This is a genomic window from Sphingosinicella terrae, from assembly GCF_003347635.1.
GTDB classification, from domain to species: domain Bacteria; phylum Pseudomonadota; class Alphaproteobacteria; order Sphingomonadales; family Sphingomonadaceae; genus Allosphingosinicella; species Allosphingosinicella terrae.
This window is the reverse complement of the sequence record NZ_QDFY01000014.1, coordinates 48300-66563: the sequence shown is the minus strand read 5'-3', so window position 1 is coordinate 66563 and position 18264 is coordinate 48300. Positions and strand designations below refer to the sequence as shown.

17 protein-coding genes are annotated in these 18264 nt (G+C 68.0%); 10 read left to right on the top strand and 7 right to left on the bottom strand.

Annotated features, from left to right (window positions below):
• Window positions 1–262 precede the first annotated feature (262 nt).
• Together DDE10_RS20035 and DDE10_RS20030 are read left to right on the top strand one after the other, a co-directional pair.
• Window positions 263–1051, top strand: coding sequence for a nucleotidyltransferase family protein (locus DDE10_RS20035; protein WP_114954583.1), 789 nt, complete (start codon window positions 263–265; stop codon window positions 1049–1051).
• Window positions 1035–1784, top strand: a complete 750-nt coding sequence (locus tag DDE10_RS20030) for a metallophosphoesterase family protein (protein ID WP_114954582.1) — start codon at window positions 1035–1037, stop codon at window positions 1782–1784. The genes DDE10_RS20035 and DDE10_RS20030 overlap by 17 nt, the downstream gene beginning before the upstream one ends.
• Before the next feature lie 13 nt (window positions 1785–1797).
• Here the strand turns inward: DDE10_RS20030 and DDE10_RS20025 are convergent, their stop codons facing one another.
• The 3 genes from DDE10_RS20025 to hemC are packed head-to-tail and all read right to left on the bottom strand — an operon-like array spanning window position 1798 to window position 4335.
• The gene (locus tag DDE10_RS20025; RefSeq protein WP_114954581.1) at window positions 1798–2766 is read right to left on the bottom strand and encodes a hypothetical protein; all 969 of its coding nucleotides are present in this window, start codon (window positions 2764–2766) and stop codon (window positions 1798–1800) included.
• Window positions 2756–3430, bottom strand: coding sequence for a uroporphyrinogen-III synthase (locus DDE10_RS20020; RefSeq protein ID WP_284734790.1), 675 nt, complete (start codon window positions 3428–3430; stop codon window positions 2756–2758). Before DDE10_RS20020 ends, DDE10_RS20025 begins: the two co-directional genes overlap by 11 nt.
• Window positions 3431–3444: 14 nt before the next feature.
• Complete coding sequence (hemC, locus tag DDE10_RS20015) at window positions 3445–4335, bottom strand: hydroxymethylbilane synthase (protein WP_114954579.1); 891 nt, start codon at window positions 4333–4335, stop codon at window positions 3445–3447.
• Window positions 4336–4429: 94 nt separating this feature from the next.
• On the opposite strand from hemC, the gene tsaD reads away from it, so the two are divergent.
• Both tsaD and DDE10_RS20005 read left to right on the top strand, forming a co-directional pair.
• Window positions 4430–5464, top strand: a complete 1035-nt coding sequence (gene tsaD / locus DDE10_RS20010) for a tRNA (adenosine(37)-N6)-threonylcarbamoyltransferase complex transferase subunit TsaD (protein WP_114954578.1) — start codon at window positions 4430–4432, stop codon at window positions 5462–5464.
• Complete coding sequence (locus tag DDE10_RS20005) at window positions 5461–6441, top strand: NAD(P)H-dependent glycerol-3-phosphate dehydrogenase (protein ID WP_114954577.1); 981 nt, start codon at window positions 5461–5463, stop codon at window positions 6439–6441. Before tsaD ends, DDE10_RS20005 begins: the two co-directional genes overlap by 4 nt.
• 21 nt (window positions 6442–6462) lie before the next feature.
• On the opposite strand, the gene DDE10_RS20000 is transcribed toward DDE10_RS20005, so the two are convergent.
• Complete coding sequence (locus DDE10_RS20000) at window positions 6463–6633, bottom strand: DUF1674 domain-containing protein (protein ID WP_114954576.1); 171 nt, start codon at window positions 6631–6633, stop codon at window positions 6463–6465.
• A 67-nt stretch (window positions 6634–6700) separates the two neighbouring features.
• On the opposite strand from DDE10_RS20000, the gene htpX reads away from it, so the two are divergent.
• The 4 genes from htpX (at window position 6701) to DDE10_RS19980 (ending at window position 11390) form a co-directional block, all read left to right on the top strand.
• A complete protein-coding gene (gene htpX, locus DDE10_RS19995) occupies window positions 6701–7633 on the top strand; it encodes a zinc metalloprotease HtpX (RefSeq protein WP_114954575.1) in 933 nt (310 codons plus the stop codon).
• Window positions 7634–7638: 5 nt separating this feature from the next.
• Window positions 7639–8883 carry an RsmB/NOP family class I SAM-dependent RNA methyltransferase gene (locus DDE10_RS19990; RefSeq protein WP_284734786.1) on the top strand — a complete coding sequence of 415 codons (1245 nt, stop codon included), beginning with the start codon at window positions 7639–7641 and terminating at the stop codon, window positions 8881–8883.
• A gap of 105 nt (window positions 8884–8988) precedes the next feature.
• A complete protein-coding gene (rpe, locus tag DDE10_RS19985) occupies window positions 8989–9648 on the top strand; it encodes a ribulose-phosphate 3-epimerase (RefSeq protein ID WP_114954574.1) in 660 nt (219 codons plus the stop codon).
• The gene (locus DDE10_RS19980) at window positions 9645–11390 is read left to right on the top strand and encodes a heparinase II/III family protein (RefSeq protein ID WP_114954573.1); all 1746 of its coding nucleotides are present in this window, start codon (window positions 9645–9647) and stop codon (window positions 11388–11390) included. Before rpe ends, DDE10_RS19980 begins: the two co-directional genes overlap by 4 nt.
• A gap of 25 nt (window positions 11391–11415) precedes the next feature.
• On the opposite strand, the gene DDE10_RS19975 is transcribed toward DDE10_RS19980, so the two are convergent.
• Complete coding sequence (locus DDE10_RS19975; RefSeq protein ID WP_114954572.1) at window positions 11416–13629, bottom strand: CHASE domain-containing protein; 2214 nt, start codon at window positions 13627–13629, stop codon at window positions 11416–11418.
• Window positions 13630–13748: 119 nt separating this feature from the next.
• Here DDE10_RS19975 and purH point away from each other — a divergent pair, with 119 nt between their 5' ends.
• Entirely contained in the window at window positions 13749–15338 is a 1590-nt protein-coding gene (gene purH / locus DDE10_RS19970) for a bifunctional phosphoribosylaminoimidazolecarboxamide formyltransferase/IMP cyclohydrolase (protein ID WP_114954571.1), read from the top strand.
• A 220-nt stretch (window positions 15339–15558) separates the two neighbouring features.
• A complete protein-coding gene (locus tag DDE10_RS19965; protein WP_114954570.1) occupies window positions 15559–16014 on the top strand; it encodes a hypothetical protein in 456 nt (151 codons plus the stop codon).
• 12 nt (window positions 16015–16026) lie between these two features.
• On the opposite strand, the gene DDE10_RS19960 is transcribed toward DDE10_RS19965, so the two are convergent.
• Window positions 16027–16959, bottom strand: a complete 933-nt coding sequence (locus DDE10_RS19960; protein WP_114954569.1) for an aldo/keto reductase — start codon at window positions 16957–16959, stop codon at window positions 16027–16029.
• Between the two features lie 3 nt (window positions 16960–16962).
• The gene (locus DDE10_RS19955) at window positions 16963–18060 is read right to left on the bottom strand and encodes a mannose-1-phosphate guanylyltransferase (RefSeq protein ID WP_114954568.1); all 1098 of its coding nucleotides are present in this window, start codon (window positions 18058–18060) and stop codon (window positions 16963–16965) included.
• Window positions 18061–18264 lie beyond the last annotated feature (204 nt).

Sequence of the window (18264 nt, the reverse complement as noted above, 5' to 3'; positions counted from 1 at the left end):
GGTCGCGCGTGATTTCGGATCGCGCAACCTCGAACCTCATGCCAGGTGCCTCGTCAGTGCCCTACCGGTTCGCCTGACGGCGATCCGATCTTTGATCGACCGGCCGGGGTCCAGCACCGTCAAGGTAACCGAGCCGCCGTTCCTCAGGGCCGCCGCCAAGGCCGCGGCCCGCGACCGAGCCGCAACATCCGGTCGCCGCACATGCCGGCGGCTCGTCACGCGTGCGGAACGCTTTCCACGCCCGCACCGTTCTGACCTTTCCATGAGCGTCCAACTCGAAACTCTCGATGCCTCGGTGTTCGAGCCTCCGCCCGAGGCGATCGACTTCTACGTCGAGTCGCTTCGCCTGCTCAACCAGAGCGGCTTCCCGTTCCTGCTGTCGGGCACCTACGCCTTGTCCTGCTATACCGGCATCACGCGGCCGACGAAGGACCTCGACATCTTTTGCAAGCCGAGCGACGCGCCGAAGATCCTGAGCTTCTTCAAGGGCCTTGGCTACCATATCGAGATCGAGGACGAGCGCTGGATCGGGAAGGTCTGGAAGGGCGACAACTTCTTCGACGTCATCTACAATATATCGACCGCCAGCATCCCGATCACAGACGAGTGGTTCCGCGAGGTCTACGAGGTCGAGGTCTACGGAACCACGGTGCGGATCACCCCACCGACCGAGTTCATCCTCTCGAAGCTCTTCCTCCAGGATCGCTACCGCTATGACGGCGCCGACGTCGCCCACGTCATCCTCAAGAAGCACGACGAGATCGACTGGCACCGGCTGCTGAACGCGATGGAGCTCTATTGGGAGGTGCTACTCATCCATGTCCTCAATTTCCGCTTCATCTACCCGACCGAGCGCGAGTGCATTCCCCACTGGCTGATCGACGAGCTGATGGAGCGGCTGCAGGCGCAGGCGCAGATGCCGCCGGCGCAAATGAAGATCTGCCGTGGGCGCCTGCTGTCGCCCCGCGACTATGTCGTGGACATTGCCGAATGGGGATTTGCCGACGTGGTCGGCAAGGGAATCGAAGAGAAGCATGAACGACATAAATGAAGCCGCCGCAGGCGACGGGGGCACGATCACGCTCGCCGCCATTGGTGATCTGCACGTGACGGAGGCCAGCGAGCACCGATATCGCGACATGTTCGCCGAGATCTCGGAAAGTGCCGACGTGCTGGCCTTGTGCGGAGATCTCACCAACTTCGGCAAGACGCGCGAGGCGGAAATCCTGGCCGAGGATCTCCGCGCCTGTACGATCCCCACCGTCGCCGTTCTGGGCAATCACGACTATGAGTGCGGTCAGCCGGAGGAGGTGGCGAAGATCCTTCATGGCGCCGGCGTGACTATCCTGGGCGAGCAGGCCGTGATCGTCGAAGGGGTCGGCTTTGCGGGTGTAAAGGGCTTTCTCGGCGGCTTCGGCCGCGGCGAACTCGGGGCCTTCGGCGAGCCGGCGATCAAGGAATTCGTCGATGCGGCGCTGGACGAGGCCCGCAAGCTCGAAAATGCGCTTCGCACCCTCAAGACCGAGCGCAGCGTCGCCGTCCTCCATTATTCTCCCGTGGTGGATACCGTCGAAGGCGAGCCGCCGGAAATCTACCCGTTCCTGGGATGCTCCCGGCTCGCCGACGCGATCGACCGGTTCGACAACATATCGGCGGTGGTTCACGGCCACGCCCATCGCGGCCGCTTCGAGGGACGGACGCCGCGCGGGACGCCGGTCTACAATTGCGCGACCATGGTCGCGCAGGCGACGCTTTCCCGGCCTTATGCGCTGATCGAGGTCTGAGGCTCGGGAGGAATCACGGCTCTGGCGGACGCTGTCCCTGCGACGTGGGCTGAGTCGCCGAGCTTGGGGGTTGCTGGGCCTGCGTCGGCGACGCTGCCGGCAGCGGCGCGACGGCAGCCGGCGCGGCGCGGCGGGGTTCGAGCAAGGCGGCGGTTTCGATCGTGTCGAGCGCGCGCCGGGCGATCACGTAGCGGCGCGCCTTGGCGATCCAGTCGGCGGCATGCTGATGCGCCGGCAGCCTCAGCACCTCCGCCAGGGCGACGTCGACCTGACCGGCCTCGAGCCGCCGTGTCGCCCGGCGCAGCCTCTCGGCCGGCTCGGTCGAAGGCGTGCCTTCGCGCCTGATGCTGACGAGGCTGGCCATCTCCGATTTGAAGGCCTGCCACCAGCCTTGTTCCGGACCGCCGCCCGCCAGTCGCGGACCGACTTCCTGGAGGCCGTCCTGCAGCTCCTGCAGGGTGACCGGTTCACGGGCCGAGGTGATGATCGTGCCGACGGCCTGAGGCTGCGTATCCCCGAAACGCTGCCGCAACAGTGCTTCCAGGAAGCCAAGGGAGACGCCGCGGTCGAGCGCGCGCCGGGCGGCGAAGGCGACCAGCAGGCCTTCGGCGCGGTCGGCATTGCCCACCGCTACCCGTGATTGGGTATCGATCGCCGTGATCCGACGCTCGATCTCGGCGACGCGGCGGGTGATTTCGGGATCGATGACGATCCGCTCCGGCGAAGTGCCAGGTTCGGCAGGGGCCTGGACGATGGCCGCGGCATCGGGTTCGGGTACCGGCGGATCATCCGTCTGAACGATCGCCGGTGGCTCCGGCGCGATGCCCAACATGCGCGCGCCACTCTCCCAGCGCGACAAAATCCAAGCCGCCGCGGCCAAACCGATCAGGAAGAAGAGGGCGGCAAGGAGGAGATAGACGAGCAGCGGCCGCCGCCTGGCGATTGCGGGCCGCGCTTCGAGACGCTCTTCTTCACCGATCATCGCGGTCAGTCTGGCACAGCTTTGCGGCAAGCTCCAGCAACGCTTCGTCGCGTGGACGCGGGGCAATGTCGATCGATCGCCAGCCGGACCCGGCGGCCTTAGCTGCCGCGGCGCTGATGGCCGCCAAGCCGATGCGACCACGCTCCAGCCCGACAAGGCCGGCGAAGTGGACAGCCGCTCGCGGCGAGTGGAGCAGGACCAGCGCGCCTTCCTCGATCGCGCGCGCGGCTTCGACCGGCAGGCACCTTTCTGCCCGGGCGGCGTAGACGACGACGGGATCGATGCGCACCCCTGTATCCGGGAGCCGGCTGCGATCCTCCCCGGCGGGGTGGAAGGCCCGACCGACGCCGTCGGCCGCCATCATCGCCACCAAAGCGGCGCCGTCCAAGGTCCCGGTCCGGACGTCCGCGAATCCCGCCCGTTGCGCTGCCGCGGCGCTAGCCTCGCCCACGGCATAGCAGGGCAAGGGCAGGAATGACGTCAAGCCGTCACCGGCACAGCGTATCGCGCTCGCACTGGTCACCATCACGGCGTCGTAGAGCGAAGGGGGCGGAGGATCCCAAGGGAGCGGCTCGATTTGGAACAAGGGCGCGACAATCGGCGCGAGCCCCAATTTGCGAGCCCGTTCCGCGGTGACCTCGGCGGCCGGCTGCGGGCGCAGCACCAGGACCTTGCCCGTCAATGCCCGAACATTGCGCGCAGCGCCGGGCTGGCCTGGGTCAGGAGACGCCGCGCCAGCTCCGCCGGCGTCTCTCCTTCGCCGGCCTGCACCTCGCTGCCGTCCGGGGCGAGTATCTCCGCCGTCAGCCGAAGCCGATCACCGTCCAGCCGGGCATGGGCGGCGACCGCAGAGCGGCAGTCGCCGCCGATCGCGGCGAGAAAGGCGCGCTCGGCACCGACGCAGGCGTGCGTCGCCTGGTGATCGATGGCCGCGACCAGAGAGCGGACACGCGCGTCATCCGCCAGCACCTCGATCCCGATCGCTCCCTGCGATGGGGCCGGGACCATATCCTCGATCAGCCTGCCGACCTCGTGAAGCCCGATCCGGTCGAGCCCCGCGGCGGCGAGCAATGTCGCATCCACTTCGCCGGCACCGAGCTTGGCCAGCCTGGTCTGGACATTGCCGCGCAGGGTCACAATGCGCAGGTCGGGCCGGCGCGCCAGCAACTGGGCACGGCGGCGCGGCGACGACGTGCCGACGCAGGCAGAGGCGGGCAGAGACGCGAGCGACTCCGCGCCGATCAGCCGATCTCGCGGATCCGCGCGGGGAAGCATGGCCGCTATGACCAGGGCGGCGGGGCGGATCGTCTCGACGTCCTTCATCGAATGAACGGAAAGATCGGTTCGCCCCTCGACCAGGCAACGATCGAGCTCTTTCGTCCAGAGCGCCTTGCCGCCCACCTCGGCCAGCGGCCGGTCCTGTATCCTGTCGCCGGTGGTGGTGATCGGGACGATATCGACCATCGCCTCGGCCCAGCCGTGCGCATCCCGAAGGGCCGTCGCGACCATTCGAGCCTGGGCGAGCGCGAGCGGCGAGCCGCGGGTGCCGATGCGGAGAGGGCGGTCCATCGGCGACCTGCTAGCCGCGGATGGGCGGGCGTGGAAGCTACTTGGCGCGGTGAACGACTAGCGGTTCGACGTCGCGAATGGCAGGGAGGGCGCGATGAGCCTGATCCTCGGCATCGAATCGAGCTGCGACGAGACGGCGGCGGCCCTGGTCACGAGCGACCGCCGGGTGCTTGCCCACCGGCTGGCAGGACAGGAGGCGGCGCACCGGCCCTTCGGCGGCGTCGTACCGGAAATCGCCGCCCGGGCGCATGTCGAGATTCTGCCGCGTCTCGTCGAGGAGGTGCTGGCGGAAGCGGACATTGCATTGGACTCGGTCGACGCCATTGCCGCCACCGCCGGACCGGGCCTGATCGGCGGGGTGATGGTCGGGCTGGTCACGGCGAAGGGCCTTGCCTTGGCGACGGGCAAGCCGCTCATCGCCCTCAATCATCTCGAGGCGCACGCGCTCTCACCGATGCTGAGCGATCCCGATCTCGATTTTCCGTACCTGCTGCTTCTCGTCTCGGGCGGCCATTGTCAGCTGCTGCGGGTAGAGGGGCTCGGACGCTACCGGCGGCTGGCGACGACGATCGACGATGCGGCCGGGGAAGCCTTCGACAAGACCGCGAAGCTCCTCGGCCTCGGCTATCCGGGCGGCCCGGCCGTCGAGGCGGCCGCGGAAGCGGGCGATCCCCGGGCGGTGCCGCTGCCCCGTCCGCTCGTGGGCTCGGATGAGCCGCATTTCTCCTTCGCCGGCCTCAAGAGCGCGGTGCTGCGCGCGCGCGAATCCGGGCTGTATCGCGGCGAGGATCTCGCAGCCTCGTTCCAGCAGGCGGTGGTCGATTGCCTCGTCGATCGCACCGCGCGCGCTCTCGACCGCTCGCCCGGCGTCAACGCGCTCGTCGTCGCCGGGGGCGTCGCCGCCAACACGCCGATCCGGTCGGCGCTGACCGGCCTGGCAACGGCCGCGGACCTGCCATTCGTGGCGCCGCCGCTCTGGTTGTGTACGGACAATGCGGCGATGATCGCCTGGGCCGGCGCGCTCCGCTTCGAGGCAGGCTTGATCGACGGCCTAGAGGCGCCGGCGCGGGCGCGATGGCCGCTTGACCCCGCGGCCGAACCGGCTCGCGGTGCGGGGGTGAAGGCGTGAGGATCGGCGTCGTCGGCGCCGGCGCCTGGGGAACCGCCTTGGCCCAGGTCGCGGCGGCGGATGACCAGGACGTGATCATCTGGGCGCGCGAGCCGGAAGTGGTCGAAGCCATCAACGATCGCCATGAGAATCCGCTCTTTCTGAAGGGGGCACGGCTCAGCCCCGCGATCCGCGCCGTCGGCGATCTGGCGAAGATGGAGCCGTGCGATGTCTTTCTCGTCGTCGCCCCGGCCCAGCATCTTCGCGCAATTCTTGGCGCCGTTCCGGCCGAGGGTCGCCCGCTCGTGCTCTGCGCGAAGGGGATCGAGGAGGGCAGCGGGCTGCTCATGCACGAAGTGGCCACCGAGGCGCAGCCCGCCTCTCCGATCGCGGTGCTGTCCGGTCCCACCTTCGCCCATGAAGTGGCGGCCGGCCTGCCGACCGCGGTGACTCTTGCCGCCGCGGATGCCGGGCTCGGCGAGCGGCTGATTGCCCGCATCGCCCGCCCCGCTTTCCGTCCCTATTATTCGGACGACGTGGCGGGTGCGGAAGTGGGCGGCGCGGTCAAGAACGTGCTCGCCATCGCCTGCGGCGTTGTCGACGGCCGGGGCCTCGGGCTCAATGCACGCTCGGCGCTCATCTCGCGCGGCTTTGCCGAGATGACCCGCTTCGGTCTGGCCAAGGGAGCCCGACCGGAAACGCTGGCGGGACTGGCGGGCCTCGGGGATCTCGTCCTCACCTGCTCGTCGACCAGCTCGCGCAACTTCAGCCTGGGCAAGGGGATCGGGGAGGGGGCCAAAGCGGCAGACCTTCTCGCCGACCGCCGCACCGTCGCGGAAGGCGCTTTCACAGCGCCAGTGCTCATGCGCGCGGCCGACGCGCTCGGCGTCGACATGCCGATCGTAGCGGCCGTCTGCGCTCTTCTCGCCGAGGAATCGTCGGTGAGCGAGGTGGTCGATCACTTGCTCGCCCGGCCGCTCAGGAGCGAGGGCTTCTAATCGGTCCTAACCGTTCGCGGATCAGAAGTCCCAGCAGATACCCTTATTCTCCCAGTCGCCGTAGCGGGTCGGCTCCTCTCCCTTGGGACCTCCGGTCTCGTTCGTCTGCCGCTCAGGCCCCGGGCGCGGCACCGGCGGACTTTTCGACAGATAGGCGGGGGGGTCGAGATGGGACGGACGCTGTCCGGGCATGGCGGTTTCCGTTTGAATTCGAGGGGTGGCGAACCCACATTTCGGGGGCGGAGGCGCAGAAGGCAAGATGAACGGATTCAAGACCATGATGCTGCTGGCGGCGCTGACCGCTTTGTTCATGGCGCTGGGCTATACGCTCGGCGGGACCGGTGGTGCTCTCATCGCGTTCCTGGTCGCTGCCGGCATGAACCTTTTCACCTACTGGAATGCGGACAAGATCGTCCTTCGCATGCACAACGCGAAGGAGGTTGATGCCGCGTCGGCGCCGCAGCTCCATGGTCTGGTCGCGGGGCTTGCCCGCCGAGCGGGGCTCCCGGTGCCTCGCGTCTATCTGATCGATTCCCCGCATCCGAACGCATTTGCCACCGGCCGCAACCCGGAAAACGCGGCCGTCGCCGCAACGACGGGTCTGCTCGCCATCCTGAGCCGCGAGGAGGTCGCCGCGGTGATGGCGCACGAGCTCGCCCACGTCCGCAACCGCGACACCCTCATTATGACGATGACAGCGACGATCGCCGGCGCGATTTCCATGCTGGCCAATTTCGGCCTGTTCTTCCGCGGCAATGACAGCCGCGGCAATCTCGTCGCCATGCTGCTCGCCGTGATCGTCGCGCCGTTCGCGGCGATGATCGTGCAGCTCGCGATCAGCCGAACCCGCGAATATGGCGCCGATCGAGGCGCCGCCGAGATCCATGGCGATCCGCGCCATCTGGCGTCGGCTTTGCGCAAGCTCGCCGAGGGTGCGTCGCGCATCCCCAACCCGGTCGCTGCGCGCAATCCGGCGGCTGCCGCGCTCTATATCGTCCCCGGCCTCGGTCGCGGCGACAGCCTGTTCTCGACCCATCCTGCCACCGAGAACCGGATCGCGGAACTCGAGCGCATGGCGGGGGAGCTTGGCCTCCATGGGACGCCGCCTTTGGCCGAGCCCGCGCCGCGCCGCGCCGCAGTTCCCCCCAGCCGCCGTCCGACCAGCGCGCTGAATCCGCTTCGCCGGAACTGACGCGCGTGGTCGAGACGGATCGTCGCGGCCGCTCGACGGGCGGCGCCGAGGCCATCGGCGTGCCCGCCCGGCGGGCGGCGATGCGCCTCCTCGATGCCGTGCTGCGCAAGGGGCTGCCGATCGAGTCCGCGCTGGGAGCGGCCACGCGCGGATTGGCCAAGACAGAGGACGGCGCGCTGGCGCACGCCATCGCGGCGGAGGCGCTTCGCCGTTTGCCCGATCTGGATGCGCTGATCGATCGGGCTACCCGCCAACGTCTTCCCGACGACTCGAAGGCGCGTTTGGCGCTGAGAATCGCCCTCGTCCAGGCGTTGGTGCTGGGAACACCGCCTCACGCCGCCATCGCCACCGCCTTGCCCCTCGTCGAGGGCGGGCCGCGCCGGCTGGTCCACGGCGTGTTCGGCACCGTGATGCGCCAGGGTTGGACCTTGCCGGAAACACCGATGCTGCCCGCCGACGTTGCCGAACGCTGGCGCCGGGCTTGGGGCGATGCCGTGGTTGAGGCGGCGGCGCTCCAGATCGCCTCGCCGCCGCCGCTCGACATCGGCTTTCCAGAGGACAAGCTCCCTTCGGGCCTTGAAGGAATCAGCTTGCTGCTGGGGCATTTGCGGCTCGAGCGCGGTGCCGCCGTCGCCGGGCTGACCGGCTATGGCGAAGGGGACTGGTGGGTGCAGGACATCGCCGCATCGATGCCGGCGCGCCTGCTTGGACCCGGTCATGGCCGCACCGTCCTCGACCTGTGCGCCGCACCGGGGGGCAAGACGATGCAGCTTGCCGCGGCGGGATGGAAGGTCACTGCGGTCGACATCTCCGAAAGTCGTCTTGCACGACTAACCGCCAATCTCATCCGCACGGGCCTCGAGGCCGAAGTCGTCGTGGCCGATCTGATGCGCTGGGCGCCGACGCAGCCCGTCGACGCGATCCTGCTCGATGCGCCTTGCTCGGCGACGGGCATCTTCAGGCGTCATCCCGACGTGCTCCATCGAGTACGGCCCTCCGCGATCGCCGCTTTGGCCGAGTCGCAAAAGGCGATGCTGAATCGGGCGGCGTACTGGCTGAAGCCCGGCGGGAGGCTCGTCTATTCCGTCTGCTCGATCGAACCAGAGGAAGGGGAGCAGGTCGTCCAGGATTTCGCGGGCGCGCCGGCCGACTTCCGCCTGATCGAGGAGAAACGGCTCCTGCCCGGCCTTTGGGGCGAATGCGGAGGCGCCGACAGCTTCTACATGGCGCTTTTTGCACGGGAAGGCTGAGACGCGGGTTCCGCGGCCGGTCATCCCGCCCGGAGCGGCAATAAAGCGGGGATAAGTGCTTCCCCTTCCTTGCCCGCCGACTCGCGCCGGTGATAGGATTCGCGCGTGCAGCAGCCCGTCCGCATCTCACCGTCCATTCTGTCGGCCGATTTCGCCCGCCTTGGCGAGGAGGTGCGCGCGATCGATGCGGCCGGCGCGGACTGGATCCATGTCGACGTCATGGACGGCCACTTCGTCCCGAACATCACGATCGGACCCGGCGTGGTGAAGGCGCTGCGCTCCCACACTGCCAAGCCGTTCGACGTCCACCTGATGATCTCGCCGGTCGACTCCTACCTGCAGGCCTTCGCCGATGCGGGCGCCGACATCATCACCGTCCATCCGGAGGCGGGCCCTCATCTTCATCGCACCCTCCAGCACATCAAGTCCCTCGGCAAGAAGGCAGGCGTGTCGCTCAATCCCGCCACGCCGGCGAAGATGCTCGATTATGTCCTTGAGGAAATCGACCTGGTGCTCGTCATGAGCGTCAATCCCGGTTTCGGCGGCCAGAGCTTCATCGAAAGCCAGCTTCGCAAGATCGAGGCGATCCGCAAGAGTATCGACAAGCTCGGCAAACCGATCGATCTGGAGGTCGATGGTGGGGTCGATCAAGGCAATTGCCGCCGAATAATCGATGCCGGCGCGGATGCGCTCGTGGCCGGCACCGCGACCTTTCGCGGCGGTCCGCAGGCTTATGCCGCCAACATCAAGGCACTGCGGGGATGAGCCTATTCGAGCGGATCGACCCTGAGGTCGGCGAGCAGGAAGGCGAGCAGGGAAGGAAGCTGATCAGGGTCGGCGATGATCGGGGCCTCTCCCTGATCGAACGGCTCAACTATCGTCTCAATCGGCTGGCCTGGCAGACGCCGCTCCACAAGCTGCGCCTTCGCGGCCGCGTGCCCCTGCGGCTGCTGGCGGTGCCCAAGGACCCGATCGCGGGGGATCGTGCCGCCGGGGAAGCCCTGCTTCAGGGGCGCTTCGTCCATGGCGGGACCGAAGTTCCGGCCGAGGGGATGGACTTCCGGACGGTCGGTCTTCCGGCGGACTTCACCGGCTGGCTGCAGAGCTTTGCCTGGCTGCGCGACCTTGCCGCTGCCACGACTCGCGAGCGCGGCGCCAAGCTGGCGGAAGCGCTCGCCCGCAAATGGCTCGACGCATTCGGCGACGAGGTGACGGAGCCCGCCTGGCGCGCCGACATGTGGGGGCGACGGATCCTGTTCTGGACGGCTTACGCTCCCTATCTCCTGTCGAGCCCCGATCTCGTCCACCGCTCGCGCCTGCTTCACGCGCTTGCGCGCGGTGCCCGCCACCTGGATCGCTCTGCCGACAAGGTTCTTCCGGGCCTCCCGCGCATCCTCGCCTGGAGCGGCGTCATCGCTGCCGCTGTGGTTGTTCAGGGCGGCCCGGCCAGGCTGCGCTCCGGCGAGGCCGGTCTCATGCGGGCGCTTGCCGTCTCGTTGCATGACGATGGCGGCCTGACCAGCCGTTCTCCGGGCGAGCAGCTGGCATTGGTCGAAACTCTCGCGCAGCTGCGCGCGGTCTACATTGCCGGGCGCCGGGACGTTCCCGAATGGTTGTCGGATGCGCTCGCCGCCGCCGCCTCCGCCTTGCTGGCGGCGACGTTGGGCGATGAGGCATTGTCGAGCTGGCAGGGCGGCAACATGGCGAACCGCCGGCGCGTGCTCGCCGCCGTCGAAGGGTCCGGAACCGACGTCCGGCCGCTGCGGCGAGCCCGCGGATGGGGCTATCAGCGCCTCCAGGCGAAGGCGAGCGTGCTGGTGTTCGACGCGGCCCCGCCCCCGCCCCCGCGCGCGCTCATCGGCGGCTGCGCCTCTACACTCGCTTTCGAATTCTCGGAAAGCGGTCGACGGCTGGTCATCAATTGCGGCGGCGTCGGCGATGCCAAAGGGACCCTTCCAGCCGAGCTCGTCCACGCCTTGCGCACCACTGCCGCGCATTCGACGCTCACGCTTGGTGATCGCAATTCGACCGCGATTCACGAGGACGGTTCGCTCGGCAAGGGCGTTGCCGAGGTCGAGACGTCGAGGGACGAGACCGGCGGAGTGATGCGGGTGGAGGCCACCCATGACGGTTATGTCAGGCGCTTCGGGCTCGTCCACGAGCGCAGGCTGGTTCTATCGTCGGACGGGCGCCAGCTCAGCGGCGAAGATCGGCTCTACGCCGCGGCCAAACGGCGGCGGCGCGGGGAGCCCACTCCCTTCGCCGTCCGCTTCCACCTTGCTCCGGGACTCGAGGCGACGACCACGGCGGATGGTCAAGGGGCCTTGCTGCGCGTCCGCGGCGGCGGTGTCTGGCAGTTTCGCTGCCGCGGCGGAATGCTTTCGACCGAGGACAGCTTGTGGATCGATGGCCATGCCAGGCCGCATCCGACGCTCCAGCTGGTCATCGCCGGAGAGACGCCATCCGAAGGCATGACCATTTCGTGGGAGCTGGCGCGGGCCAAATAACGGACGCGCGGCATGCAAATCCGCCTTAATCCGCGGAATTGCGATCGAGCACCTCGCGGATCAGGCGCGCCAGGCGGGGCATCGTAAACGGCTTCCGAAGCAGCGGCAGCCAGCCGGCCCAATCGTTGTCGGCGAAAATTTCGGCGGGGGCATAGCCGGTGGTCAGGACGATCTTCAGATCGGGCCGCCGCCGTCGCGCCTCCTCGGCGAGCTGGCGGCCGTCCATTTCCGGCATCACCACATCGCTGAACAGGAGCCGGATGTCGGGATTTCTCTCCAACTGACCGAGCGCCTCCGCGCCCCCGGAGGCCTCGACGACCGAATAGCCCAGCTCGCGCAGCGCCTCCACCGCGACGCGGCGGACCTGGTCCTGGTCCTCGACTACGAGCACGCACTCACCGCCGCGCGCCGCGGGAATCGCTTCATCGGGCACTGCGGCGGCTTGCACTGTCCCGTTGTGCCGCGGCAGCCGAACGTCAATGCGAGTTCCGGCTCCCGGTGACGAATCGATGCTGAGCGTCCCGCCCGACTGCTGCACGAACCCGAAGACCTGGCTGAGACCCAGTCCAGTTCCGCGGCCGACTGCCTTGGTCGTGAAAAAGGGTTCGAGCGCCCGCGCCGCCACTTCCTCGTCCATCCCGACGCCCGTGTCGCGAACGGAAATGAGAACAAGGTCGTCAGCCGAGCCGGCCGGCCCAGGGCCGCCGCTCTCGGCGCGGTTCCCGGTGGCGATTGTCAAGGTGCCGCCATCCGGCATCGCGTCGCGGCCATTGATGGCGAGGTTGAGGATGGCGTTTTCCAGCTGGACCGGATCGACGTGGACTGCCCACAGATCCGGCGCCAAGGTCAGGTCGAGCCGGACCTTCTCCCCGATCGAGCGACGCAAGAGATCGGACATGCCCAAGAGCAGGGCATTGGCGTCGACGGCGCGCGGATCGAGCGGCTGCCGCCGCCCGAATGCCAGCAGGCGGCGCGTCAGGTCGGCGGCCTTGTGTGCGCCCTCGGCGGCGTGGGCCAGCGCGCGACGGAGGCGGGGCGGGTCGTCCGCCCGCCGCTGCGCCATATCGAGATTGCCGATGATGATCGCGAGCATGTTGTTGAAGTCGTGAGCGATGCCGCCGGTCAGCTGGCCGATAGCGTCCATCTTCTGCATCTGACGCAACTGAGCCTCGGCCACCTCGCGCGCCTCGGCCTCGGCCACCAGCCGCGCGTTCGCCTCGCGTAGCTCCGCCGTTCTCCGGTCCACTTCCCGCTGGGTGCGCCAGGCCGACTGCGTCTGCTGCAGCATCAGCAGGGCGAGCAGGACCGAGATGGCGACACCGGCCAAGGCGATGACGGAAGCTGTCCTGACCGGCAGTTCGTCCTCGAACGCGGCAGTCGAGCTCACCCGAACCACCCATTGTCGGCCGGCGATCTCGACCGGTCTAATCTGAACATGCTTCGGCCGTTGAGCCGGCGGACCGCTTTGGAAGAGCAGCCGTTCGGGTGCGACCGCCTGGTCGTGGATTTCGACGACGATATTCGTGAGCTCATCCTGGGCGAAGACCGTGCGAAAAAGATCATAGGCCCGCAACGGGCTGTATACCCACCCGCGCAGCTCGGGCCGGTCGTCCGTTGCGCGGCGATAGAGAGGTACATAGATGAGAAAGCCAGGCTGCTTGACCGGATCGATCTCCTGAACGAGCCGGACCCGTCCACTCATCGTGGCGGAATCCGTTGCGGCCGCCGCCCGCATCGCGGCCTGCCGGGTCGCTTCGCTGAGCATGTCGTACCCGAGCGCGGCCGCGTTACGCCGATCGAGCGGCTCCAGCATCAGAATCGCAGAATGGCCACCTCGCCTCTCCACGGCCGGCCACACCCGAAATTCCGGGCTACCTTCGACTTGGGCTGTGGCTACGGTGTCGGCGAGGCGTTCGCGCGTCGGCTCGTAGGCCGCGTAGCCGATGCCCAGTACCCCCGGATAGTTCCTTTCCAGGCGAAGCCGCTCGACGAAGACGCGGAACTCGTCCCGCGTCACCCGATCCGATGCATTGAAGAAACCCGCAGTCGCGCGCAGGAGCGTCACCTGGCCCTGAACGCGGCCCTCTATATCGGCGACGGCGCCCGCGGCGAGCGCTTCGAAGCGCGCCTGCATCCGCCCTACAGCGGCTTGTGATACTTGCAGCGTCGCCACGAGGGTGCCGATCAGCCCGACGAGGAGCGCCGCCAAGGGCAGTGAAAATCGCCAGCCGCCCTTCATCCGCCATGTCCGATACGGTTCGTCCGGCGCCTTGGCGTCGCGCGGGGGAAGGCGGTTGCCGCTTGATAATTTGCGTGGCTCGCGCTCAGGGCGGGAAGCTCCCACTTGAAAGGCCGACCATGTCCGACGTGAAGATAACCCGCGCGCTGCTCTCGGTATCCGACAAGGCGGGCCTGGCCGAACTCGGCGCCGCCCTCGTCCGCTACGGCGTCGAGCTGATCTCCACCGGCGGCACCGCCCGCACGCTGCGCGACGCGGGCTTGGAGGTGCGGGACGTGTCCGATCTCACCGGTTTCCCCGAGATGATGGATGGCCGGGTGAAAACGCTCCACCCGATGGTCCATGGCGGGCTCTTGGCGGTACGGGACGACCCCGCCCATGCGGCCGCCATGTCCGAGCATGCGATCGGCGCGATCGATCTGGTCGTCGTCAACCTCTATCCCTTCGCCGCGACCGTCGCCCGCGGCGCGGCCCGCGACGAAGTGATAGATAATATCGACATCGGCGGACCTTCCATGGTTCGTTCGGCCGCGAAGAACCACCGATATGTCACCATCGTCACCGATCCGGGCGACTATGGAGAGCTGATCGCTTCCCTAGAACAGAGTGGCGGCATGACGTCGTTCGACCTGCGCCGCCGCTTTGCCGCCAAGGCTTTCGCCGCGACTGCCGCCTACGATTCGGCGATCTCACAATGGTTCGCCTTCGCCGATCAGGGGGAGCTTCTTCCGCCGACACTCGCCTTTGCCATGCAATCGCGCGACCGCCTTCGTTACGGCGAGAACCCGCATCAGCAGGCCGCCCTCTATCTGGCCGACGGTCCGCACGCGCGTGGCATCGCCCAGGCCGAGCAGGTTCAGGGCAAGGCGCTGAGCTACAACAATTACAATGACGCCGATGCCGCGCTCGAACTGGTCGCGGAGTTCCGCGAGGCGGATCCGGCCTGCGTCATCGTCAAGCACGCCAACCCCTGCGGAGTAGCCGTCGGCTCCACTCTCGCCATGGCCTATGAAGCGGCCTTCGCCTGCGACAGCGTCTCGGCTTTCGGTGGGATCATCGCGGTGAATCGCCCGCTCGACCGTGCTTCCGCCGAAGCGATGAGCCGGATCTTCACCGAGGTGGTCATCGCGCCCGACGCCGACGAGGCGGCGCGCGAGATCTTCGCCGCGAAGAAGAATCTGCGCCTTCTGCTGACCGGCGAGCTTCCCGATCCGACCCGTCCTGGTCTCGCCGTAAAGTCGATCGCGGGTGGATGGCTCGTCCAGACGCGAGACAATGGCCGAGTCTCCCGGGACGCTCTCGAGGTGGTGACGAAGCGCGCTCCGACCCAGCAGGAACTGGAAGACTGTCTTTTCGCCTGGACGGTCGCCAAGCACGTAAAGTCCAACGCCATCGTCTACGCGCGGGAGGGAGCGACCGCCGGGATCGGCGCCGGCCAGATGAATCGGCTCGAATCGGCTCGGATTGCCGCGTGGAAGGCCCGGGACGCTGCCGGGAAGGCAGGCTGGGCGCAGCCGCGCACGATCGGCTCGGCGGTCGCTTCGGATGCCTTCTTCCCCTTTGCCGACGGCCTGCTCGCCGCCGTCGAAGCGGGCGCGACGGCGGTGATCCAGCCGGGCGGCTCCATTCGTGACGAGGAAGTGATTGCGGCCGCCGATGCGGCGGGCCTGGCGATGGTCTTCACCGGCATGCGGCATTTCCGACACTAGGCTCGCGCGCATTGCAGCGGTCGGCTTGCTCTGCGAACGCCGATCTTCCAGAGAAGCGTCGTGCGGGGCCGATCTGCCCCGGCGAGCCCCGGCGCCGATGGTCTGCGCAGGGCGGCAGGATCGCCGCGATTTCGGCGGCGTCCGAATGTCTTGCCGGCGCGCCTCGGCGCATCTTCGTGTTCCGGCATCGACGAGATTGAGAAGGGATTGCGCGAGGGCGATGCGCTATTTTCTGGATACCGAGTTCAACGGCTTCGGCGGAGCCCTGATCAGCCTGGCGCTGGCGCCGGAGCATGGCGACCAGGAATATTATGTCACCTTGCCTTTGCCGGACGTCGTCCATCCATGGGTCGAGCGCAACGTCGTTCCCTATCTGCGGAAGGTCCCCCAAGGCACCGACCAGCAGCTGTCCCGCGCCGAGGCCGCGGCGCTCCTGGCCCACTATCTAGCCGGGGACGCCGATCCCGTGATCGTCGCCGACTGGCCAGACGATATCTGCCACTTCTGCGCGCTGCTGATGACGGGTCCGGGAGAGATGGCCCCGGTGGGAGCGCTGCGCTTCGAGCTGCTGCGCACGCCCGGGTTCAGCACGGCGGCGAACAGTGCGGTGCCCCACAACGCGCTGCACGATGCGCGCGCCTTGCGCGACTTCGTCCTCGGTTGGGAAGCCGCCTGACCCCACCACGATTCAGCGCGCGGCCGCGCTCAGTCTTTCCAGCTGGTCCCGCCCGAGATCGAGCGTGAGCACCCCGAGCAGTTCCTCGAGCTGGGAGACGCCCGTCGCGCTGGCGATCGGGGCGGTGACGCCCGGCTGGGCGGCAAGCCAGGCCAGCGCCACCTGGGCCGGCGTTGATCCGGTCTCCGCCGCCACCGAATCCAGCGCCGCCAGTACCCGCAGGCCGCGGTGGTCGAGATAACGACGCATGCCGCCGCCGCGAACGCTCTTTCCGAAATCCGCCTCGGATCGATATTTGCCGGTGAGGAATCCGGAGGCGAGGCCGAAATAGGGAAGCACGCCGAGTTGGCGATCGATCGAAAGCTGCTGGAGCGGCCCTTCGAAGCTCGCGCGCGCGATCAGATTATATTCGGGCTGCAGAACGGTGAAGCGAGCGAGCCCGGCCTGAGCCGAAACATCCAGCGCCTGGGCTAGACGGTCGGCCGAATAGTTTGACGCGCCGACCGCGCGCACCTTTCCGTCGCGGACGAGGCGGTCGAATGCCGCCAGCGTCTCCTCCAGAGGCGTGTTCGGATCGTCCTTATGGGCATAATAGAGATCGATCCGGTCGGTCCCGAGGCGGCGCAACGACGCTTCCGCCGCCGCGGCGACATGAGCGGCCGATAAGCCCTTGTCGTAGCCGACCTTGGTCGCGATCAGCACGTCGTCACGGCGCCCGCGGCGTTTCAGCCACGCGCCCAGCAGCGTCTCCGATTCGCCGCCGACATGGCCCGGCACCCAGTTGGAGTAGACGTCTGCGGTATCGATCATCGTGCCGCCGGCCTCGATGAACCGGTCCAGGATCGCGAACGCCTCTTCGCCGTGGGCCGTGTAGCCGAAGACGTTGCCGCCGAGGACCAGCCGCGGCGTCTCGAGGCCGCTGTCGCCGAGCTTGCGATGCTCCATCTTCTATTCCTCGCCTTCCTTCAGTTCCGGCGGCGGGGCGTGCCCGCGCCGGATCAACGCCTCCACCGCTTCCTTGACTCGCTGGCTCTCGCCCCGCGGGACTATCAGCACGGACCTCTCCGTCGCCACCACGACCATGTCGCGGATGCCGACGCCGACGACGAGCGGACCTTCGGAGCGGATCAGGGAATTGTCGCTGTCGATAGCCACCACGTCACCGTCCAGGGCATTGCCCCGAGAATCCTTTGCGGCGGCAGCGTGCAGCGCTTCCCAGCTGCCGGCGTCGGACCAGCCCATGTCCACCGGCACGGTTGCGACCCGGTCGCTTCGCTCCATCACCGCATGATCGATCGACTGGGCGGGGGCCCGCGCGAAAGGGCCGGGCGAAGGGCGGATCCCGTCCGGCCCCGTAACGATCCCCGCCACCGCCTCCTCGCATGGCGCCAATATATAGGGCGCGTGCTTGCGCATCTCCTCGATCAGTGCGCCGGCGGTGAACAAGAAGATCCCGCAATTCCAGAGATAGGCCCCGTCGGCGACGAAGCCGGCGGCGGCCTCGGCATCCGGCTTCTCGACGAAGCGTTCGACGCGGCGGGTGCCGCCAGGAGCGGCTTCGCCCTGGCGTAGATAGCCATAGCCTGTCTCGGCCCGGTCCGGCCTGGCGCCGAACGTCACCAGCCATCCCTCCCTTGCGGCTTCGGTCCCGACCGCAACGGCACGCAGGAGCTCGGTCGGCGCCTTCACCACGTGGTCGCTGGGAAGGACGAGCAGCAAGGCATCGGGATCGCCGAGCAAGGCGGCGAGGGTGATCGCTGCGGCGGTGCCGCGCGCCACAGGCTCGAGCACGAGGCGCGTTCCGGCGGGCGCTCGGCCGGCAAGCTGCGCTTCGACCGCCGGTCCATATTCGTCTGCTGCGATGACGATGGGCGCTGCGAACCGGACAGGGTCGGCAACCCGCGACAGAGTCGCCTGAAGCAGGCTTTCGTCGCCTTCGATCGAGACGAAGGGCTTGGGCCGGTCCAACCGCGACAACGGCCAGAGTCGCGTGCCGGCCCCTCCGCACAGTATAACCGGCGTGATCGGCGCTGCGGGCGTCTCCATGGCCCAACTGTAGCAGCGAGGCTCGGGCAGGGAACCGGCTTTTCGCGCGCGGCTGATCCCGGCAGCAGACTGGCGTCACCTCGGTCGTAGTTGACCGTCGACAGAGGGTAGCGACCTCCTCCAGCCGCTTTCACGCTTTATTTGTCAATTTCGCCGACACTCCCTCTGTGTCGGACAATCTTACATTCTGGCCCGGCGAGAGGG

What these genes read in the sequence shown, in the direction of transcription:
- DDE10_RS20035 (WP_114954583.1), top strand. Translation starts at nt 263, where the DNA reads ATGAGCGTCCAACTCGAAACTCTCGATGCCTCGGTGTTCGAGCCTCCG.
- DDE10_RS20030 (WP_114954582.1), top strand. Translation starts at nt 1,035, where the DNA reads ATGAACGACATAAATGAAGCCGCCGCAGGCGACGGGGGCACGATCACG.
- DDE10_RS20025 (WP_114954581.1), bottom strand. Translation starts at nt 2,766, where the DNA reads ATGATCGGTGAAGAAGAGCGTCTCGAAGCGCGGCCCGCAATCGCCAGG.
- hemC (WP_114954579.1), bottom strand. Translation starts at nt 4,335, where the DNA reads ATGGACCGCCCTCTCCGCATCGGCACCCGCGGCTCGCCGCTCGCGCTC.
- tsaD (WP_114954578.1), top strand. Translation starts at nt 4,430, where the DNA reads ATGAGCCTGATCCTCGGCATCGAATCGAGCTGCGACGAGACGGCGGCG.
- DDE10_RS20000 (WP_114954576.1), bottom strand. Translation starts at nt 6,633, where the DNA reads ATGCCCGGACAGCGTCCGTCCCATCTCGACCCCCCCGCCTATCTGTCG.
- htpX (WP_114954575.1), top strand. Translation starts at nt 6,701, where the DNA reads ATGAACGGATTCAAGACCATGATGCTGCTGGCGGCGCTGACCGCTTTG.
- DDE10_RS19980 (WP_114954573.1), top strand. Translation starts at nt 9,645, where the DNA reads ATGAGCCTATTCGAGCGGATCGACCCTGAGGTCGGCGAGCAGGAAGGC.
- DDE10_RS19975 (WP_114954572.1), bottom strand. Translation starts at nt 13,629, where the DNA reads ATGAAGGGCGGCTGGCGATTTTCACTGCCCTTGGCGGCGCTCCTCGTC.
- purH (WP_114954571.1), top strand. Translation starts at nt 13,749, where the DNA reads ATGTCCGACGTGAAGATAACCCGCGCGCTGCTCTCGGTATCCGACAAG.
- DDE10_RS19965 (WP_114954570.1), top strand. Translation starts at nt 15,559, where the DNA reads ATGCGCTATTTTCTGGATACCGAGTTCAACGGCTTCGGCGGAGCCCTG.
- DDE10_RS19960 (WP_114954569.1), bottom strand. Translation starts at nt 16,959, where the DNA reads ATGGAGCATCGCAAGCTCGGCGACAGCGGCCTCGAGACGCCGCGGCTG.
- DDE10_RS19955 (WP_114954568.1), bottom strand. Translation starts at nt 18,060, where the DNA reads ATGGAGACGCCCGCAGCGCCGATCACGCCGGTTATACTGTGCGGAGGG.